Origin of the sequence: Epilithonimonas sp. JDS, from assembly GCF_021261315.1 — a bacterium.
GTDB lineage: Bacteria > Bacteroidota > Bacteroidia > Flavobacteriales > Weeksellaceae > Epilithonimonas.
The window spans coordinates 820921-838386 of sequence record NZ_JAJSAX010000002.1; the positions used below are offsets into that span (position 1 = coordinate 820921).

Here is a 17466-nt window from a genome sequence, read left to right on the forward strand (position 1 = left end):
AAAATGAAAAACCTTCTATTAGCTTTAATATCCGGCGTTTTGCTCGCCATTTCCTGGCCGACTTACGGGATTCCGTTTTTTATATTTTTCGCTTTCGTTCCACTTTTGATGATGGAACACAACATTGCGAAATTCAGTGATATCAAACGGAAAAGTTTGGCAATATTTGGTTTGTCCTATCTTACATTTGTCATTTGGAACGCTGTTACGACGGGTTGGCTCTACAATTCCAAACTTCCTGATGGGAGCAATTCTCTTTTGGCCGTTTTGTTTCCGATTTTGACGAACGCTTTTTTTATGTCGATCATTTTTCACTTCTACAGACTTTACAAAAGAAGTCAGGGAACCTATTTCGGATTGGTGTTTTTTGTGGTGATTTGGATGGCATTTGAGAAGTTGCACTTGGTTTGGGAATTCACCTGGCCTTGGCTGAATCTTGGAAATGTCTTCGCAGATTATCACCAATTCATCCAATGGTACGACACTTTGGGCACAACTGGCGGTAGTTTTTGGATATTGATTTGTAATGTCTTGGCATTTTATACTTTTAGAATTTGGGAAGCTGGACGCAAGAGAAAACCACTTATCAAAAATGTATCGATGCTGGCAGGTTTCATTGTTGTACCGATGTTGATTTCTTTAATTAAATATTACAATTACTCACCAAAAACGGTCGGCACTTTGAATGTGACAATGCTCCAACCTGCTTTGGACCCTTACAATGAGAAATATCACAAAGACAGTTTGACCATTGAAAGCGACCTTTTAAAAATAGCCATCGAAAATTCAAAATTTGTGGACCCAAATCCACCAGAAGATGCGAAAATAGCACCGCAAGACATCGACCTTTACCTTGCTCCAGAAACTTCTTTGCCTGGACCAGGTTCCATCAGCGAGCGCGGATTTAACAACAGTTTGCTCATTAATAATATAAAAACATTCCTTACGCAACATCCGAAATCAGTTTTTGCAGGCGGAATTTCCAGCTATTACGTTTATAAGGATGATGAGGAAAAACCTGTCACGGCAAGTTATCTTGAAAGACAAGGCATTTGGGTGGATGAATATAATTCGGCGATACAAATCATTCCGAATCAGCAACCGGAAGTTTATCACAAAGCGATGTTGGTTCCCGGCGTTGAGATTTTTCCTTACATCAATTTCTTTAAACCAATTTTGGGTAATGTGATGCTGGATTTAGGCGGAACGACTCGTTCTCTCGGCATTTCCAAAGAACGAAAAGTGTTTGCCAATCCTTATAACAAATCCGTCATCGCACCCATCATTTGCTACGAAAGTGTCTATGGTGAATACGTGACTGATTATGTGAAAAAAGGCGCCAATCTCCTAACGATTGTGACGAATGATTCTTGGTGGGGCTATTCCCAAGGACACAAACAATTATTGGCTTATGCAAAACTCCGCGCAATAGAAACCAGACGGGAAATCGCAAGAGCAGCAAACAGCGGAACCAGCGCGCACATCAATTCCCGAGGCGATATTGTAGACGATTTGCCTTATGGTGCAAAAGGTGCTTTGATGGCAAAACTGAATCTGATTGATCACGAAACTTTCTATACCAAAAGTGGCGATTTTCTTTCCAGATTATCGATGTTTGTGATTGGAGCGTTGCTGTTGTTTATCCCTGGGAGGAAGTATTTGACGAGGAAGAAATAAATATCAAGTGTACCAATTTAACAAACTACCAATTTACCAATGGGAGAATTGTTAAATTGGTAAACTTTTAAATTGTTAGATTAGGTGTTGGGCAAATATCTTTCCTTAATAACATTCAAATGATGAAGATTGTGACCAACGGTCAATTTCCCAATCGTCTCCACTTTTATCTCATTTCCATTCACGATTCCGATTAAACTTAAAGCTTCAACCGGAAGCGTTTTAAAGAATTTGATTGATAATTTTCTGGTCAGTTTAAATTCCTTAATCAAGCTTTTCAAAGTTCGTGATTCAGCGTAAGAATTATCCGCCCAAGCTTCTTCATCAAAACCTGAAACCAAAGATTGGTCATTTCTGGAAAATCTCAAAGCGCGATAAGCAAAGACTTTTTCGGTATCAATCAAATGTTGCAAAAGCGTTTTCAGAGTCCATTTTCCTTCAGCATAAGCGAAATTTCCTTGTTCTTCGGAAAGTTTTACATAAATATCCAAAGTTTGCTTCCCGGAAATTTGCAGTTCTTCAATCCAATTTTCTGATGGAACAAGGTCAAGATAACGCTGGATATATTTTTCGAAATCAGTCATAATTAATTCAAAGTTTAAGATTCAAGATTTAAAGTTTTTGGGCACGCAATGAAAATCATTAATCAATTATCATTCATCGTTTATCTTTATGATTCCACTTCCCACTCATAGAAATTCACCTCATCGTATTTTTTGAAACCTGCACTTGGATATAACTGATTTCCAATCATATTCTCCTTTCCGGTTTCGAGGTACATTCCGCACGAATTGGATGTTCTGCAAAGTTCTTTCGCTTCCTCAATCAACGCTTTGGAGTAAGCTTTTCCCCGAAATTCAGGATTCACGTAAAGGTCATTCAAAAGCCAATAACGCTTCATTCTTGTCGATGAAAACAAAGGATAAAGTTGGACAAAACCGCCTAACTTTCCTTCTTCTTCCACCACAAAAATCTCAGAATCTTCACTTTCCAATCTTTCGGATATAAACTGTTCTGCGCCGGAAATATCAGAGGTTTTGTGATAAAACATTCTGTATTCATCAAACAACTGAGCCAGTTGGGAAAGGTCGTCGATGGTTGCTTTTCTTGTATTATTCTTCATTTTCATCTAAATTTTCATCGTCATCTTCGTATTGCTCAAGATAATAAGTGAACGTGAAATCTTCCACTTCCTCCTCCACATCTTCCAAAGTTGTCAAAAGGTCTTCAAAAGTTTCCAATTGGTCCACGCTCATATTCACAAATTCGATGTGAAGCGGCAATTCCAAACCGCCCGAAATCACGTCCGAAAGAGCATCCAGATTGTCTCCGAAATATCCAGGTAATTCCAATTTGGACTTCAATTCCGTGTAAAAATCTTCGTAGTCGCCGATGTTTGAAAAATCGATCAGTATTTCTTTCATTTCTAAGTAAATTTCCAATGTTTTGTTTTTAAATATTTTTTGCAGTTATTACAAAAATCTGTCTCTTCATCTGTAGGATTTCCACCTTCCGCATCCCGCATAAAGCAGGTTTTTTCCGGACAATGCTTCAAACCTTGTGTATGACCGATTTCGTGAATGATTATTTTGTAAAATTGCTCTTTTCTTTTTGATGCATCGAGTCTGAAGGAAGATGCAACACAGGCTTTTCCAGGACGGTAACCCAATCCCATTATTCCAAAATCCTTCACATTTCCTTTGGTTGCGCTAATATCTTTTGTGGTTAAACCAACTTTTATAAAATTATTTTTTGTCTTTGAACTCAAAAATTTGATGATTGAATCCGCTCTGTATCTATTTCTAGGTTGATAAAAAGAATTTTCAGGAAAATCAATTGCCGCTAAAATTTCAACATTCGGATAGATTTTCTGAATTTGTGAAGCGATATTTCCTAAGTCATCAATCTTCATATCTTTAAAAGGCTGAAGCTGTAAAACGACTTTCTCCGAAGTTTCAACAACCTTAGATTCTTTATTTTCCTTATAAGAAACTAAAAAAAGGATAGCGAAAAATGAGTTTAATAAAAAGACTTTCATTCAAAAAATTTATTGCTTATCAAAACTTTTATAATGATTTTTCGTCAGCCAAACATCACCATCTTCAGTAAAGACAATTCGGTCTGCACCGCGGTTTCCGCAATTGTAATTCACATCAGCTTCAAAATATTGTTCGCCTTTCGAAAGTTGTTTTTCACGGTTGCTGAATTTGTCACCACCGATTGCTTTTCCTGGCAGAACATCACAAAGATTTCCTTTTGATGCAATCCAGCCTTGATTTTTAGCTTCAGATTTTGTGAGGTAATAATCAGGCAATTTGTGATTGGATTTCACGTAAGAAATAACTACAGTTTCGTCCGTCAATTCTTCTATAGAATTTTCTGAATTTGATTCTCTGTGAGTTTGGTTTTCAGATTTGGCAACTTCTGACTTTCGACTTTCTGTTTCCGTCAGATATTTATTTCGCTTCTCGATTTTGTAATTTGTGATGAGAAACATTACCGAGATTCCGGCAAAAGCACCGACGAGAAAGAATAAAAGGGTTTTTAGTTTCGGATTCATTGTGAAAAAATTCTAGGCTAAAATAATGAAAACCTCGATTCTTAAAGCATAAAAAACAAATTTTAAAAATAATTTATCCTTATCCTAATTTTTCTATATTTGGCGACAAAGATAAAAGTATGGATACTGCCACTATGGACAACCTAAAAATGATAGCTGAAACGGCAAAAGATTTTGCTGAAAAAAATATTCGCCCCAACATTATGGATTGGGACGAGAGCCAAACTTTCCCTGTAGAACTCTTCCACCAATTGGGTGAATTAGGATTTATGGGAATCGTAATTCCTGAGGAATATGGTGGTTCTGGTCTTGGTTATCAGGAATATGTGACCATTTTGGACGAGATTTCTCAAATTGACCCATCGATTGGATTATCCGTTGCGGCGCACAATTCTCTTTGTACGAATCACATTTACGAATTCGGGAACGAAGAGCAAAGAAGAAAATGGTTGCCAAACTTGGCGTCCGGGAAAGTAATCGGCGCTTGGGGATTGACGGAGCATAACACAGGTTCTGACTCTGGCGGAATGTCCACAACAGCGGTCAAAGACGGCGACGAATGGGTTATCAACGGTGCAAAAAACTTCATCACGCACGCTATTTCCGGCGATATTGCGGTAGTGATGACAAGAACTGGAGAAATTGGTGCAAAAAATAATTCCACAGCTTTTGTTTTGGAAAAAGGAATGGCAGGTTTCACTTCCGGTAGAAAAGAAAATAAATTAGGAATGCGTGCCTCGGAAACAGCAGAATTGATTTTCGACAACGTTCGCGTGCCGGATTCTCACCGATTGGGCGAAGTTGGAAGCGGTTTCAAACAAGCGATGAAGATCCTGGACGGAGGTCGTATTTCTATCGCAGCCTTGAGTTTGGGAATTGCAAGAGGTGCTTACAAAGCGGCTTTGAAATATGCTCAGGAAAGACACCAGTTCGGAAAATCGATTTCAAGTTTTCAGGCGGTTAACTTTATGTTGGCCGATATGGCGACGGAAATTGACGCTTCAGAATTGCTAATCAGAAGAGCTTCTGACCTTAAAAATGCAAAAGCAAAAATGACACGTGAAGGTGCAATGGCAAAATTATATGCTTCTGAAGCTTGCGTTAGAATTTCCAATAATGCGGTTCAGATTTTTGGTGGCTATGGTTACACGAAAGATTTTCCTGTGGAAAAATTCTACAGAGATTCTAAATTGTGTACGATTGGCGAAGGAACTTCTGAAATCCAGAGACTGGTCATTGGAAGAGACATTACATCTTAAGAATCAAAATTTTACATTTTAAATATCAAACCCTTTCAAAATTTTTTAACTTTGAAAGGGTTTTTAAATTTAATGCTATGATTAAAGAATTGTTAATCTCCGAATTTCTGCAGGAAGCCGAAAACACACGCAAAGTCCTGGAAGCGATTCCGGATTCTGCGCTTGGCTGGAAATCTTCAGAAAAAACTTGGTCCACTGCCGAGCTGGCTTCGCACGTTGCAACCATCTACGCCTGGTATCCCGAAGTCCTTTTGTCCGATGCATTTGAGTTATCCGAATTCAAATACGAAAGAGAAAATCACTCGGCTTCAGAAAATATTCTGAAAAAATTTGAAGAGAATTTTGCTCTGGCCAAAGAAGCTTTCGAAAAGCTCGACGAAAATAAACTGAACACACCTTGGACAATGACGATGAAGGAAAAAGTCCTGATTCCACCGACACCAAAGTACAACATTATCAGAACAACGCTCTTCAATCATCTATATCATCATCGTGGCGAATTGATTGTTTATCTTCGTGCGACAGGCAACAAAGTTCCAGGTTTTTACGGTCCTACTGCGGATGATAAGTTTTAAATATTTTAATTAATGAATCCCGACATCACTTCCTACAATCAGAAATTAGAGTCTGAAGACGAGAAAATAGCAATCCTTCTTTCCGAGGAAATTGGAAAACATCTTCCCGAAGCCGAAAACAAAATCTGGCATTCACATCCGGTTTGGTTTCTAGATGGAAATCCGATTGTTGGCTACAGCAAACAGAAGCGAGGAATTCGATTGATGTTCTGGAGCGGAAAATCTTTCAATGAAGAAAAACTGAATGTGGAAGGCGAAAAATTTCAGGATGCTTCTATTTTTTATAATGGTGTGAATGAAATCGACAATGACGATTTGAAACGTTGGCTGGATAAATCAAAAGAAATTCAATGGGATTATAAGAATATTGTGAAAAGGAAAGGTGTTTTGGAAAGGTTGAAATAATTTTAGTAAATCCTTCGACTCCGCTCAGGATGACAACTTTTTATTAAATCTTATAATCATAAGCGATGTCAGGCTGAGCGGAGTCGAAGCCTTTTTTTTCAACTTGATTCTGACTTTTTGAAAACTACAATTTACTATTCAAAAAACATTTTAATTTTATAAATGCTGTCTTTAAGGATGGCATTTTTTATATTTGTTAAAATTTTAGAAAATATATGGAAAAGATAGACAGCCTGAACCAAGTTGCCGAATTTCACAAAACCTTCAACGCCCCAATTCTAGACACACCTCAGATTCCTTCAAAAGAACGTGCTGAGCTGAGAGTGAGTCTTCTACAGGAAGAATTGGACGAGTTGAAAAAAGCGATTGAAGACAACGATTTGGTAGAAGTTGCCGATGCACTTTGCGACCTTCAGTATGTTTTGAGTGGTGCTGTTTTGGAGTTTGGATTGGGCGATAAATTCGTGGAATTGTTCAATGAAGTTCAGCGTTCCAATATGTCGAAAGCTTGTGATAACGAAATTCAGGCGCAGGAAACAGTAGAATTTTACAAAGCTAAAGGAACCGATGCTTACTACGAAAAATCTGGAGACAAATTCAATGTTCACCGCGTTGCAGACAACAAGGTTTTGAAGAACAAATATTATTCTGCAGCCGACTTGGCTTCACTTTTAAAATAAAAAACCGACGATGAAAAAATTTTCAATTTTATTAGGAATCATTGCTCTCATTGCACTTAATTCTTGCGCGCAACGAGTAATCGTAAACAGAGAAGTAGAATCCAAGAACGATGGCAAAATGCTTTTGGGAACGCAGAGGCTTGACCAATTCCGAAAAGAACCTTACAAAACCTGGTTTGATGAGGAATACAACCGATATCAAATTGACCAAACAAGCTTAACCGAATTAAGAAAAGAAAAACTCAATTCTTATAGTTTGGTTGTTTTTGTCGGAAGTTGGTGCGAAGACAGCCACAGAGAATTTCCGAGGTTGATAAAAATTCTGGAAACTTTGAAATACAATACCGACAAAATGCAAATCATCGCCGTGAACCGCAAAAAGGAATCTCCGGCTGGCGAAGAAGGCCTGTACAACATCACGAGAGTGCCGACAATCATCGTGAAAAAGTACGGAAAAGAAATCGGAAGAATCACAGAAATGCCCGAAACAGGATTTTTGGAGAAAGATTTGCTTAATATTTTGAAAAAAGATAATACGAGTTTATTTAAATAAAAGACAAAATATTTTTCAACCACATAGACACATAGTTGTAAGATTAAATAGGAAAACTCAAAAATTCTATTTTTCCTTTTTGTATTTCCTTTTTTCTATGTGCCTATGTGGTTTATTTTTTTAAGTAATTAAATATTGCTCATAAATTCAAAATCAATGACAAAATACACAGGCATCCTTTCTTTTATTTTCGGAATCATTCTTACGGTTTTTTTATTTCTATCGTGGAGAAGTTGCAACAAGAAAGAAGATGCGGCGCTCATCAATCAAGATTATTACCTCATCACCAATCAAATCCAGAAGATGAATAAAATGGTGGTTTTGGAACAGGATTTTTCGAGTTTCCAAACACACAAAAGTTCGGCGGCAAGCATTGCAGGATTTGATATTCTGCCCAGAGAAATGGTACTTTACACCACTGCGAAAGCACAGGTTTCCTACGATTTGAAACAAATGAAAATCGATGTGGACACGGTGAATAAAAAATTGATTTTACAAGAAATTCCCCAGCCGGAAATCAAGATTTTCCCGGATGTGAAAATTCATTTTATGGATGATTACGCGATTAACAGATTCACGCAGAAAGACATCAACGGTGTGATGGAATCTGCCAAGAAAAATATGGCAAAAAGCGTGAACCAGAACAATCTGAAGGAGCAAAGCAAAAAACAATTGAAAGATAATCTGAACGATATATTCGTTTTGGCAAAGGCATTGCATTATTCCATCGAGGATAAGACCAATACTTTTCCCGTCACAGAATTATAAAATCAATCGTTATGGAACCAGATAAAAAACAAGAAAGCAACAACTCGTCCGAACAGAAAAAACAGACCGAGGATTTCCGAGATATTCCAGCATCATCTGACAACCAAAACCCGCCTGACATTGATAAAGAAGATGTCGAAAAAGGTTCCAAGGTCAACAAGGACGGAAAAACAGACAACACAGAAAAATAGTTTTCTTTGCGAAAAATTCAACAAGCCTTTCAAAATAAATTTGAAAGGCTTGTTTATTTGGTAAAATTAACATAGATTTAATATTAGAAATCAGATGACAGAAAATCTGGTTCAGAAGTGTTCTTTTTATTTCGTCTCATCAAAACATTACAGCTATGTCTTATATTGTTGTAGGGCTTTTTCCCACTCAGCTAGAGGCTGACAAGGTCCTTTTAAAATTGGAAAACGCTGGTTACAATGACTACAATCTTTCTCATTCTCATCACGAGACTGTGCAAAATGTGGACATTGAGAAGAAAAATGGTTTTTGGAACTGGTTATTTGATGACAATCACATCGACAAAGCCCGTTTCGAATACGCAAGTATCGACCACAACACGATTACCGTCCATCTGCAGACCGAGCAGGACGCGCACATCGTAAAGGACATCCTGGACAACAATGGCGCCGTGAATGTAGAGGAGAAAGCTCAGGACCATATGACTGAAAATTTTCCGAATCACGAATATGTGATTTCCGAAAGCCGAAATGCGAAAATCATCGCGAAAGCACGAAACAATCTATTTTTTACCAACGACCGAAAACCACATCACCACCACGAGAAAAGAATTGCGGATGAGATTGACGGGTTGGGAATCACAAAATTCAAATAGTTAGCAGTTAGTTAGTTAGTTAGTTAGTTAGTTAGTTAGTTAGTTAGTTAGTTAGTAATTATTTGGGCAGCTATTCCGTCCTCCACTCCCTCCCGATTTTACATCGGGATCCGTTCAGCCCGGGCTGCGTAACCTCGGTGTTATAGCAACTTTTTTTTAAATAAATCAAACTATGGAAACCTTTCGGATGAACTGGAAGGTTTTTTTCTATGCCCAAACGTTCTATCTGGCGAAGCGCGCCCCGACTTGAGCGGATCCCGATTTAAATCGGGAGGGAACGGAAGGCGGATAAAGGCGCCCAAATCTTAAATACTGTTAAAATTTTGTCCGACAGTGGATTGTGTCATCATTTTTGTTTGGGTAAGAGAAATAAGTTTAACCACCAAAAAAATATTATTATGTCTTACACGATTATCGGGATTTTCCCAAACGAAGCAGAAAGCAGAGATGTCATCACCAAACTGGAAGAAGCAGGCTTGTACGAATATTCCCTGGCGAACGCAGAAATTGAAGCTCTGGACAAAGTTGAAACCGTAGATACGGACAGAAAAGCAAGTTTTTTTGACTGGCTGTTTGACAGAGATGTTGTAGAAACAGACCGCTACGAATATGCGAGTATCGACAGCAATAGAATCACCGTTTACGCTGAAACAGAGGATGATGCAAACGCTGCTAAGAAAATCCTGGACGAAAACGGCGCGATAGATGTGGAAGAAAAAACGAGAGGATATCTTGCAGAAAAATATCCGGACAGACACAACGAATATCCAATCCCGGAATCTACAAGAGCAAGAATCATTGCAAAAGCGAAAAACGATTTGTACTTCACAGATGACCGCGGAACAGCCTACAGACCGGAAAAAGGAATGTCAGACGAGATGGATTCCCAGGGCAGAAAAGACTAACTGAATGAATTTTAATTTTATATTTTACTGAATGAGAGCCGAATTAATTTCGGCTCTCATTTTTTTTTAGACAATCGTGGATTTCCCTAACTGGACATTCTCGTGGTTGTAGTACGACCTTTCCGAAAAACGAATGTAATCAGCGATGAAATCTCCTACTTCACTGGTCGAGTAATTGATATCTGGATTTAGGTCAATTGTCACATATCTGCTTTCGATGGCATTTTCCACGCTTTCTCTCAGTTTATTTGCGGCTTGTGTCAGTTCCAAATGGTCGAGCATCATTGCGGCACTCAGGATGGAAGCAATTGGATTGGCAATTCCTTTTCCTTTCGCTTGAGGATAAGACCCGTGAATAGGTTCGAAAAGTGCGTTGTGATTTCCAATTGACGCGGAAGGCAGCAAACCTATTGAACCACCAATGACGCTGGCTTCATCAGAAATAATATCTCCAAACATATTTTCTGTCAAAATCACATCGAATTGTTTTGGATTCAGAATCATCTGCATTGCAGCGTTATCAACAAACATAAAATCCACTTTCACATCTGGATATTCCAAAGCAATTTCTTGCACGATTTTTCTCCAAAGTCTGGATGTGTCGAGAACGTTGGCTTTGTCAATCAAGGTCAGTTTTTTCTTTCTTTTCTGAGCATCCTGAAAAGCTAAGTGAGCAATTCCTGTAATTTCTTCTTTGGAATATTTGCATACATCGTAAGCGTAATCTCCATTTTCCTCAGTGAATTTTTCTCCAAAGTAAATTCCGCTAATCAACTCGCGATAGATTTGAATATCCGTTCCTTCAACGATTTCTCTTTTCAAAGGACTTTTTTTGATTAATGATGCGTAAGTTTTGATTGGTCTGATGTTGGCGAATAATCCCAATTCTTTTCTCAATTTCAACAAACCTTGTTCTGGACGCACTTTCGCATCCGGATTGTTATCAAAAGCCGGGTCCCCGATTGCACCGAACAAAACAGCATCAGAATTTTTGCATAATTCCAAAGTTTCGTCTGGTAAAGGATTTCCTGTTTGATAAATCGCTTCCGCTCCCATCACGCCATAATCGAATTGGAAATTATATTGGTAAGCTTCGCCAATTACCTTCAAGACTTTCACACTTTCGTTGGTCACTTCCGGACCGATGCCATCGCCTGGCAAAACTGCTATTTTATAATTCTTGCTCATATACTTTCTGTGTTTTTTGTTCAAATTTCTGAATCGCTTCTTTTTTGCTCGTTAAAAAATCAATATCGTCGTAGCCGTTTATCAGGCATATTTTTTTGTAAGAATCCAACTCGAAACTTTCTGTTTTATCATTAAAAGAAATTGTCTGTTTCTCTACATCAACCGTAATTTGAGTTGAAGGATTTTGCGTAATGGTTTCCATTAAATCTTTAAGATAATCCTCAGAAACTTTCACTGGAAGCAATCCATTATTAAGTGCATTGCCTTTAAAAATATCAGCAAAATAACTTGACACAACGACCTTAAAACCATAATCCGTTAACGACCAAGCCGCGTGCTCTCTGCTGCTTCCACATCCGAAGTTATTTCCTGCAACCAGAATTTCGCCGGAATATTTAGGATTATTGAGAACGAAGTCAGGATTTGGTTCATTCGTGTGGACATTATACCGCCAATCTCTGAAAAGATTTTCCCCGAAACCTTCTTTGCTAATGCTTTTGAGGAAACGAGCGGGAATAATCTGGTCGGTATCTATATTTTCGCTCGGCAACGGAACGGCCTGAGATTTTATCAAAACTAATTTTTGCATACGTTCAATTCGATGTTCAAGATTTAATATTCAAAGTTTAAGGGTCTGTTTTAAAATTTATAAAGAATTTCTCTTTACCCAAACCCTAAAGGGAGGAAAAATGCTTTCAAAATTTCATTAAAATTGCTCCCTTTAGGGCTGGGGAAACAATTTCAATGAAATTTAAACAGGCTCTAAATTCAAGTGTTTAATTAATTCAGATTTTCAAAAGCCGGAATTCTACCCTCCACCGCCACTTTTGCGGCAGTTAGCGGACTTGCCAAAAGTGTTCTTGCGCCTTGACCTTGTCGGCCTTCGAAGTTTCTGTTGGAAGTGGAAACACAATATTCACCTTCTGGGATTTTATCGTCATTCATTGCCAGACAAGCGGAGCATCCAGGCTGACGGATTTGGAAACCTGCATCATTAAAGACTTTATCCAAACCTTCATCATAAATCTGTTTCGCTACTTTTTGTGAACCTGGAACCAGCCAAGCCACAATGTTTTCAGCTTTTTGCTTTCCTTTGACATAAGTTGCAGCAGAACGGAAATCCTCAATCCTTGCATTGGTACAACTTCCGATGAACACATAATTTACTTTGATGTCTGACGTTGATTGTCCCGCATCAAGTCCCATATATTTAAGAGCTTTTTCTTCGGATTCATTTTGAGCAGTCGGAATTTTAGAATCTATGGAAATTCCCATTCCTGGATTGGTTCCGTAAGTTATCATTGGTTGGATATCTTCTGCTGAGAATTCAAATTCCTTATCAAAAACCGCTTCAGAATCGGATTTTAAAGTTTTCCAATACTCGACTTTTTCTGTCCATTCTTCTCCTTTTGGTGCGAAGGTTTTGTCTTTTACATAGTCGAAAGTAGTTTCGTCTGGCGCAATCATTCCGCCTCGTGCTCCCATTTCGATGCTCATATTGCAAACGGTCATTCTGCCTTCCATCGACATTTCTTCGAAGACATTTCCTGCATATTCGCAGAAATATCCAGTTCCGGAATCTGTGCCGACTTTTGAAATAATATAAAGAATCACGTCCTTCGGCTGAACATCTTTATTCAGTTTTCCATTCACGGAAACCCGCATCGATTTTGGTTTGTTCATCAACAAACATTGACTTGCAAAAACCTGCGCCACCTGACTTGTCCCGATTCCAAAAGCAATTGCTCCAAAAGCGCCGTGTGTTGAAGTATGACTGTCGCCACAAACAATGCTCATTCCCGGTTGTGTAATTCCCAACTCCGGTGCGATGATGTGAACGATTCCCTGATATTGATGACCAAGTCCGTACAACTCGATGTTATTTTTTTCGCAATTCTCTGTCAGTTGCTGAACCTGCGTTCTCGATAATTCGTCCCTGATTGGCAATTCCTGTCCCAAAGTCGGAACGTTGTGGTCTGCAGTCGCCACAATCTGATTCGGCCGAAAAACTTCCAAACCTCTTGCTTCCAATTCCGCAAAAGCCTGTGGACTCGTCACTTCGTGAATCAAATGTTTGTCGATATAAATCACCTGAGGTCCATCCGGAACGGTTTCTACAACGTGTGCATCCCAAACTTTGTCAAATAGTGTTTTGCTTTGGTTCATTTTCTATCCAATTTTTTGATTAAATGATTTCATCATAAAGCTTAAATCATCATTATTAACTTCTTTTTTGGTGTCGGCGATTTTCAAGAATTCCTGATACAAAAAGTCCAACTCCACTTTTGTCACATCAAAACCGATATTTTTGAAACGATAAGCCAAAGCAGAACGCCCGCTTCTTGCGGTCAAAACGATTGAAGATTCATTGATGCCGACTTCTCGCGGGTCGATGATTTCGTAGGTTTCTCTGTTTTTGATAACGCCATCCTGATGAATTCCGGAACTGTGCGCAAATGCGTTTGCACCAACGATTGCTTTGTTTGGCTGAACCGGCATTCCCATCATTTCAGAAACCAGATAACTCATTTCGTTCAGCATTTTGGAATTGATATCGGTGAAGAAATTAAGGTCAGAATGTTGTTTTATAATCATCACGACTTCTTCCAAAGCCGTATTTCCCGCACGTTCGCCAAGTCCGTTAATCGTACATTCGATTTGTCTGGCGCCGTTGATGATTCCTGAGATTGAATTTGCGGTTGCCATTCCAAGGTCGTTGTGACAGTGGCAAGACAAGATTGCTTTGTCAATATCTTTTACATTTTCTCTCAGGTATTTGATTTTTCGGCCGTATTCTTCCGGCAGGCAATAACCCGTCGTATCAGGAATATTAAGCACAGTTGCGCCGGCTTTGATGACTTCCTCACAAACTTTTGCCAGGAAATCATTATCAGTTCTTCCTGCATCTTCTGCATAAAACTCCACATCATCTACAAAATTCTTTGCATATTTCACCGCTTCAATCGCTCGTTCCAAAACTTGCTCTCGTGTAGAATTGAATTTGAATCTGATGTGAGAATCCGAAGTTCCTATTCCGGTGTGGATTCTTGGTCTTTTTGCATATTTCAAAGCTTCCGCCGCGACTTCTATATCTTTTTTGTTGGCTCTCGTCAATCCGCAAACTTTCGCATATTTTACGATTTTCGAAATCTCCTGAACGGATTGGAAATCGCCGGGACTGGAAATGGGGAAGCCAGCTTCGATAATATCAACGCCAAGAAAATCGAGTTTCTCGGCGATTATTATTTTTTGTTCTGTATTGAGTTTACATCCGGGAACCTGCTCACCATCTCTCAACGTCGTATCAAAAATTTCAATTTTTTCCGGATTCATAATAAAGTTTTTTACCTAATTTTGATATTCAAAAGTAGAATTTGATTTATGATATCTGATTGAGACTTTCCAAAAAATACAATATTCAATTCCTTTAAAATAATTAACAACAGATTAATTATCAATTATTTATATATTTTAAATTTACAATGTCAGAATTACAGAAAGATTTTTTATTTGTGCTCATCAAGTCACTTTCGACCTCGGAAAAGCGTCAGTTTAAGTTGTATGTGAACCGACTTGGAATTAATGTCGATGCAAAATTTCTGTTACTTTTTTCTGAATTGGACAAAATGAAAGAGTATAATGAGGAAGTTATTATTGATAAAAAAATATCATCGAAACAGCAACTTTCAAATCTGAAAGCGCATCTGTATAAACAAATTCTGGTAAGCCTGAGACTGAATCCGAGTCTTCAAAACAGCAGAATCCAATTACGCGAACAGCTTGATTTTGCGACCATTCTTTATCAAAAAGGTCTTTACAAACAAGCTTTGAAAATCCTTGACAAAGCCAAACAATCCGCATTGGACTTAGATGAAAAAAGTATCGCCTCCGAAATCATCGAACTTGAAAAAGTCATTGAATCTCAATTCATTACAAGAAGTATCGATGGACGAGCGGATGAATTGATTCTGCAATCCGCCGAAATTAATAAACAAAACAGTTACGCCACTCAACTTTCCAATTTATCCTTGAAATTATACAGCGAAATGTTGACGCACGGCTACATCAAAAATGACGAAGACCGTGAGAAAATCTTGGATTTATTCGATAAAAAAGTCAAAAAAATTGACCTTAACAAACTTAATTTCACAGAGAAACTTTGGTATTTCAAAGCGCACGTTTGGAAAAATCAGCTTTTGCAGGATTACAAATACACTTTGAAATACGCCTATCAATGGGTAGAATTGTTCCACGACAATCCGGAAATGATAAAAAATCATCCGGTTTGGTACATCAAAGGAAATACTTATCTGTTCAAAATTTTGTTTCTGTATGGCAATATTAAAAGGATTGAAGAAAGTTTTGAAAAATTCAGTCGTGTTGTAAAATCGGACACTTTCATTCATAATGAGAATTCGCAGTCGTTGATTTTCCTTAATTATTATAACACCAAAATGAATCTATATTTTATCAAAGGAGATTTTTTCGGTGGCACAAAGATGATTCCTGAACTGGAACTGAAGATGGAAAAACATCGGGACAAGATAGATGAACATCATTTTCTCATTCTTTTTTTGAAAATCGCATCGATGTATTTTGGCAGTAAACAATATCAAAATACAATCAAATACGGTTTGAAAATCATTAATTCAAAAGGAAATATTCAGGAAGATTTGCTTTTCCACACAAGGATTTTAATTTTGATGGCGAAGTTTGAAGCTGGTTTTGATGACGATTATGATGACTTCGTGAAGAGCACAATCAAGTTTGTGAAAAAGATGAAAAATCCAGGCGATTTACATTTCAGAATTGTAGATTTCTTTAAGAAAATCAATGACCAAAATTCGAATGCGCAACTTTTGACTTTCAGGGAATTCGAAAAACATCTTCAGGAATCAGAAAAAAATCGATACGACAAAAGAACGCTCGTCTATATCGACATCCACGGCTGGGTAAAATCGAAAGTCAGAAATGTGGACGTCATCGAGATTATAAAAGAGAAAGTTAAGCTAAAATAATTACGATTAAAATTAAATGAAAAACATAACTCTGCTTCTAGTAATACTGATTTTATCTTCTTGCTCAGTGAGGAAAAACAATGATTTCGACTTTGAAAAGATTGCAAAAATTTCCGACAGCATAAAAATCCAGAACATTACCATCCATAATTTATTCAAATCTCAAATTTTAGCACATAAGAACGATGCGTTTGATTCCACAATAGTTGTAAAAAATGTCTATTTGCCACATCGAAAACTATGGGATAGTTGCTATGCTCAGATTTTTGGAGATGAAAATGCAACCCGTTTCAATAATGAACAAGGAATGGTAAAATGGAACAGAACACTTTTCGACAAAGATAAAATTGATTTTATTGATAAAACAAAGACTATTACTGAGATAAATATTGACAAATTAATCAAATCGAATCTTGAAAGATTCAGTCGCCTGGTTCCCTATCAACCAAACGCAAAAATCAGTCTTCTTTTTACGCCAATATCCGGAATTGGTTTTGGTGGATGTGATTCGCAACAATTTGCGTTAGAATTAAACAATAAATCGATAAACATCAGTTATACATTACAAAAGGGTTTGCCCCACGAATTAAATCATTTGGTTTATGAGAAGTTCAGAAACAATGACGTTGATAAAAATTCTGCGCTAAGCCAAACAATTGATGAAGGATTTGCTTGTTATTTCACTTATATTTTTTTTGACAAGAACATTACTGAATATGAAGCTGTTGAAAATATGTCAAAACAAGATTGGGATTGGTTTATAAAAAATGAAAAAGAAATTTTCAAAAAGACAAAATCTTATTTTTCAGATTTATCAGGTAATAATCCTTTATTGCGAAATGACAGACATAAACTTTTTCCTGAAGCTCCTAAAACTTTAAATTACTGGTTAGGATTTAGAATTGTATCAAAATACGTAGAAAAATACGGGAAAAATTCTTGGAAAGACATTTACAAATTAACCGCTAAAGAGGTTTTGGAAAAAAGTGACTACGAACAATATATTGATAAATTATAAGTATTTCCAAAGCTTT

21 protein-coding genes are annotated in these 17466 nt (G+C 37.5%); 12 read left to right on the forward strand and 9 right to left on the reverse strand.

The genetic code is table 11. The features are described from left to right. The first annotated feature begins 3 nt into the window (after positions 1–3). A complete protein-coding gene (gene lnt / locus LUD75_RS10355; RefSeq protein WP_232705595.1) occupies positions 4–1677 on the forward strand; it encodes an apolipoprotein N-acyltransferase in 1674 nt (557 codons plus the stop codon). 80 nt (positions 1678–1757) lie between these two features. Here lnt and LUD75_RS10360 read toward each other — a convergent pair whose 3' ends face one another. The 5 genes from LUD75_RS10360 to LUD75_RS10380 form a co-directional block, all read right to left on the reverse strand. Further along, complete coding sequence (locus LUD75_RS10360; RefSeq protein ID WP_232705596.1) at positions 1758–2261, reverse strand: DinB family protein; 504 nt, start codon at positions 2259–2261, stop codon at positions 1758–1760. Positions 2262–2347: 86 nt separating this feature from the next. After that, entirely contained in the window at positions 2348–2800 is a 453-nt protein-coding gene (locus LUD75_RS10365; protein ID WP_232705597.1) for a GNAT family N-acetyltransferase, read from the reverse strand. Next, entirely contained in the window at positions 2790–3101 is a 312-nt protein-coding gene (locus LUD75_RS10370) for a barstar family protein (protein WP_232705598.1), read from the reverse strand. Before LUD75_RS10370 ends, LUD75_RS10365 begins: the two co-directional genes overlap by 11 nt. 2 nt (positions 3102–3103) lie before the next feature. Further along, complete coding sequence (locus LUD75_RS10375) at positions 3104–3715, reverse strand: Zn-dependent protease (RefSeq protein WP_232705599.1); 612 nt, start codon at positions 3713–3715, stop codon at positions 3104–3106. A gap of 9 nt (positions 3716–3724) precedes the next feature. Further along, the gene (locus LUD75_RS10380; protein ID WP_232705600.1) at positions 3725–4237 is read right to left on the reverse strand and encodes a ribonuclease domain-containing protein; all 513 of its coding nucleotides are present in this window, start codon (positions 4235–4237) and stop codon (positions 3725–3727) included. Between the two features lie 134 nt (positions 4238–4371). Between LUD75_RS10380 and LUD75_RS10385 the strand changes: the two genes are divergently transcribed. The 9 genes from LUD75_RS10385 to LUD75_RS10425 all read left to right on the forward strand — a co-directional run bounded on the left by LUD75_RS10385 (position 4372) and on the right by LUD75_RS10425 (position 10226). Further along, complete coding sequence (locus LUD75_RS10385; RefSeq protein ID WP_317207316.1) at positions 4372–5496, forward strand: acyl-CoA dehydrogenase family protein; 1125 nt, start codon at positions 4372–4374, stop codon at positions 5494–5496. A 77-nt stretch (positions 5497–5573) separates the two neighbouring features. Beyond that, a complete protein-coding gene (locus LUD75_RS10390; RefSeq protein WP_232705602.1) occupies positions 5574–6071 on the forward strand; it encodes a DinB family protein in 498 nt (165 codons plus the stop codon). Between the two features lie 12 nt (positions 6072–6083). Beyond that, positions 6084–6476 (forward strand): DUF1801 domain-containing protein, encoded by a 393-nt coding sequence (locus LUD75_RS10395; protein WP_232705603.1) that lies wholly within the window; start codon positions 6084–6086, stop codon positions 6474–6476. A 215-nt stretch (positions 6477–6691) separates the two neighbouring features. After that, on the forward strand, positions 6692–7156 hold the full coding sequence (locus LUD75_RS10400; protein ID WP_232705604.1) for a nucleoside triphosphate pyrophosphohydrolase family protein: 465 nt from the start codon (positions 6692–6694) through the stop codon (positions 7154–7156). Positions 7157–7166: 10 nt separating this feature from the next. After that, positions 7167–7709: a thioredoxin family protein gene (locus LUD75_RS10405; RefSeq protein ID WP_232705605.1), complete on the forward strand. Its 543-nt coding sequence runs from the start codon at positions 7167–7169 to the stop codon at positions 7707–7709. Between the two features lie 156 nt (positions 7710–7865). After that, positions 7866–8477, forward strand: coding sequence for a DUF4230 domain-containing protein (locus LUD75_RS10410; protein ID WP_232705606.1), 612 nt, complete (start codon positions 7866–7868; stop codon positions 8475–8477). An 11-nt stretch (positions 8478–8488) separates the two neighbouring features. Continuing rightward, positions 8489–8668, forward strand: a complete 180-nt coding sequence (locus tag LUD75_RS10415; protein WP_232705607.1) for a hypothetical protein — start codon at positions 8489–8491, stop codon at positions 8666–8668. Between the two features lie 155 nt (positions 8669–8823). Beyond that, positions 8824–9321 carry a hypothetical protein gene (locus LUD75_RS10420; protein WP_034975797.1) on the forward strand — a complete coding sequence of 166 codons (498 nt, stop codon included), beginning with the start codon at positions 8824–8826 and terminating at the stop codon, positions 9319–9321. Between the two features lie 398 nt (positions 9322–9719). Further along, positions 9720–10226: a hypothetical protein gene (locus LUD75_RS10425; RefSeq protein ID WP_232705608.1), complete on the forward strand. Its 507-nt coding sequence runs from the start codon at positions 9720–9722 to the stop codon at positions 10224–10226. 66 nt (positions 10227–10292) lie between these two features. On the opposite strand, the gene leuB is transcribed toward LUD75_RS10425, so the two are convergent. The 4 genes from leuB to LUD75_RS10445 form a co-directional block, all read right to left on the reverse strand. Beyond that, the gene (gene leuB / locus LUD75_RS10430; protein WP_232705609.1) at positions 10293–11414 is read right to left on the reverse strand and encodes a 3-isopropylmalate dehydrogenase; all 1122 of its coding nucleotides are present in this window, start codon (positions 11412–11414) and stop codon (positions 10293–10295) included. Continuing rightward, positions 11398–12003 carry a 3-isopropylmalate dehydratase small subunit gene (gene leuD, locus LUD75_RS10435; RefSeq protein ID WP_232705610.1) on the reverse strand — a complete coding sequence of 202 codons (606 nt, stop codon included), beginning with the start codon at positions 12001–12003 and terminating at the stop codon, positions 11398–11400. The genes leuB and leuD overlap by 17 nt, the downstream gene beginning before the upstream one ends. 191 nt (positions 12004–12194) lie before the next feature. After that, positions 12195–13580, reverse strand: a complete 1386-nt coding sequence (gene leuC / locus LUD75_RS10440; protein WP_232705611.1) for a 3-isopropylmalate dehydratase large subunit — start codon at positions 13578–13580, stop codon at positions 12195–12197. Between the two features lie 3 nt (positions 13581–13583). Beyond that, the gene (locus LUD75_RS10445; RefSeq protein ID WP_232705612.1) at positions 13584–14747 is read right to left on the reverse strand and encodes a 2-isopropylmalate synthase; all 1164 of its coding nucleotides are present in this window, start codon (positions 14745–14747) and stop codon (positions 13584–13586) included. A gap of 149 nt (positions 14748–14896) precedes the next feature. On the opposite strand from LUD75_RS10445, the gene LUD75_RS10450 reads away from it, so the two are divergent. After that, entirely contained in the window at positions 14897–16432 is a 1536-nt protein-coding gene (locus LUD75_RS10450; RefSeq protein WP_232705613.1) for a hypothetical protein, read from the forward strand. A 16-nt stretch (positions 16433–16448) separates the two neighbouring features. Further along, positions 16449–17450 (forward strand): DUF2268 domain-containing putative Zn-dependent protease, encoded by a 1002-nt coding sequence (locus tag LUD75_RS10455; protein ID WP_232705614.1) that lies wholly within the window; start codon positions 16449–16451, stop codon positions 17448–17450. Positions 17451–17466: the final 16 nt, after the last annotated feature.

Excerpts from the sequence above, each read along its gene's own strand:
- lnt (WP_232705595.1), top strand. The coding sequence starts at position 4 with ATGAAAAACCTTCTATTAGCTTTAATATCCGGCGTTTTGCTCGCCATT.
- LUD75_RS10360 (WP_232705596.1), bottom strand. The coding sequence starts at position 2,261 with ATGACTGATTTCGAAAAATATATCCAGCGTTATCTTGACCTTGTTCCA.
- LUD75_RS10365 (WP_232705597.1), bottom strand. The coding sequence starts at position 2,800 with ATGAAGAATAATACAAGAAAAGCAACCATCGACGACCTTTCCCAACTG.
- LUD75_RS10370 (WP_232705598.1), bottom strand. The coding sequence starts at position 3,101 with ATGAAAGAAATACTGATCGATTTTTCAAACATCGGCGACTACGAAGAT.
- LUD75_RS10375 (WP_232705599.1), bottom strand. The coding sequence starts at position 3,715 with ATGAAAGTCTTTTTATTAAACTCATTTTTCGCTATCCTTTTTTTAGTT.
- LUD75_RS10380 (WP_232705600.1), bottom strand. The coding sequence starts at position 4,237 with ATGAATCCGAAACTAAAAACCCTTTTATTCTTTCTCGTCGGTGCTTTT.
- LUD75_RS10385 (WP_317207316.1), top strand. The coding sequence starts at position 4,372 with ATGGACAACCTAAAAATGATAGCTGAAACGGCAAAAGATTTTGCTGAA.
- LUD75_RS10390 (WP_232705602.1), top strand. The coding sequence starts at position 5,574 with ATGATTAAAGAATTGTTAATCTCCGAATTTCTGCAGGAAGCCGAAAAC.
- LUD75_RS10395 (WP_232705603.1), top strand. The coding sequence starts at position 6,084 with ATGAATCCCGACATCACTTCCTACAATCAGAAATTAGAGTCTGAAGAC.
- LUD75_RS10400 (WP_232705604.1), top strand. The coding sequence starts at position 6,692 with ATGGAAAAGATAGACAGCCTGAACCAAGTTGCCGAATTTCACAAAACC.
- LUD75_RS10405 (WP_232705605.1), top strand. The coding sequence starts at position 7,167 with ATGAAAAAATTTTCAATTTTATTAGGAATCATTGCTCTCATTGCACTT.
- LUD75_RS10410 (WP_232705606.1), top strand. The coding sequence starts at position 7,866 with ATGACAAAATACACAGGCATCCTTTCTTTTATTTTCGGAATCATTCTT.
- LUD75_RS10415 (WP_232705607.1), top strand. The coding sequence starts at position 8,489 with ATGGAACCAGATAAAAAACAAGAAAGCAACAACTCGTCCGAACAGAAA.
- LUD75_RS10420 (WP_034975797.1), top strand. The coding sequence starts at position 8,824 with ATGTCTTATATTGTTGTAGGGCTTTTTCCCACTCAGCTAGAGGCTGAC.
- LUD75_RS10425 (WP_232705608.1), top strand. The coding sequence starts at position 9,720 with ATGTCTTACACGATTATCGGGATTTTCCCAAACGAAGCAGAAAGCAGA.
- leuB (WP_232705609.1), bottom strand. The coding sequence starts at position 11,414 with ATGAGCAAGAATTATAAAATAGCAGTTTTGCCAGGCGATGGCATCGGT.
- leuD (WP_232705610.1), bottom strand. The coding sequence starts at position 12,003 with ATGCAAAAATTAGTTTTGATAAAATCTCAGGCCGTTCCGTTGCCGAGC.
- leuC (WP_232705611.1), bottom strand. The coding sequence starts at position 13,580 with ATGAACCAAAGCAAAACACTATTTGACAAAGTTTGGGATGCACACGTT.
- LUD75_RS10445 (WP_232705612.1), bottom strand. The coding sequence starts at position 14,747 with ATGAATCCGGAAAAAATTGAAATTTTTGATACGACGTTGAGAGATGGT.
- LUD75_RS10450 (WP_232705613.1), top strand. The coding sequence starts at position 14,897 with ATGTCAGAATTACAGAAAGATTTTTTATTTGTGCTCATCAAGTCACTT.
- LUD75_RS10455 (WP_232705614.1), top strand. The coding sequence starts at position 16,449 with ATGAAAAACATAACTCTGCTTCTAGTAATACTGATTTTATCTTCTTGC.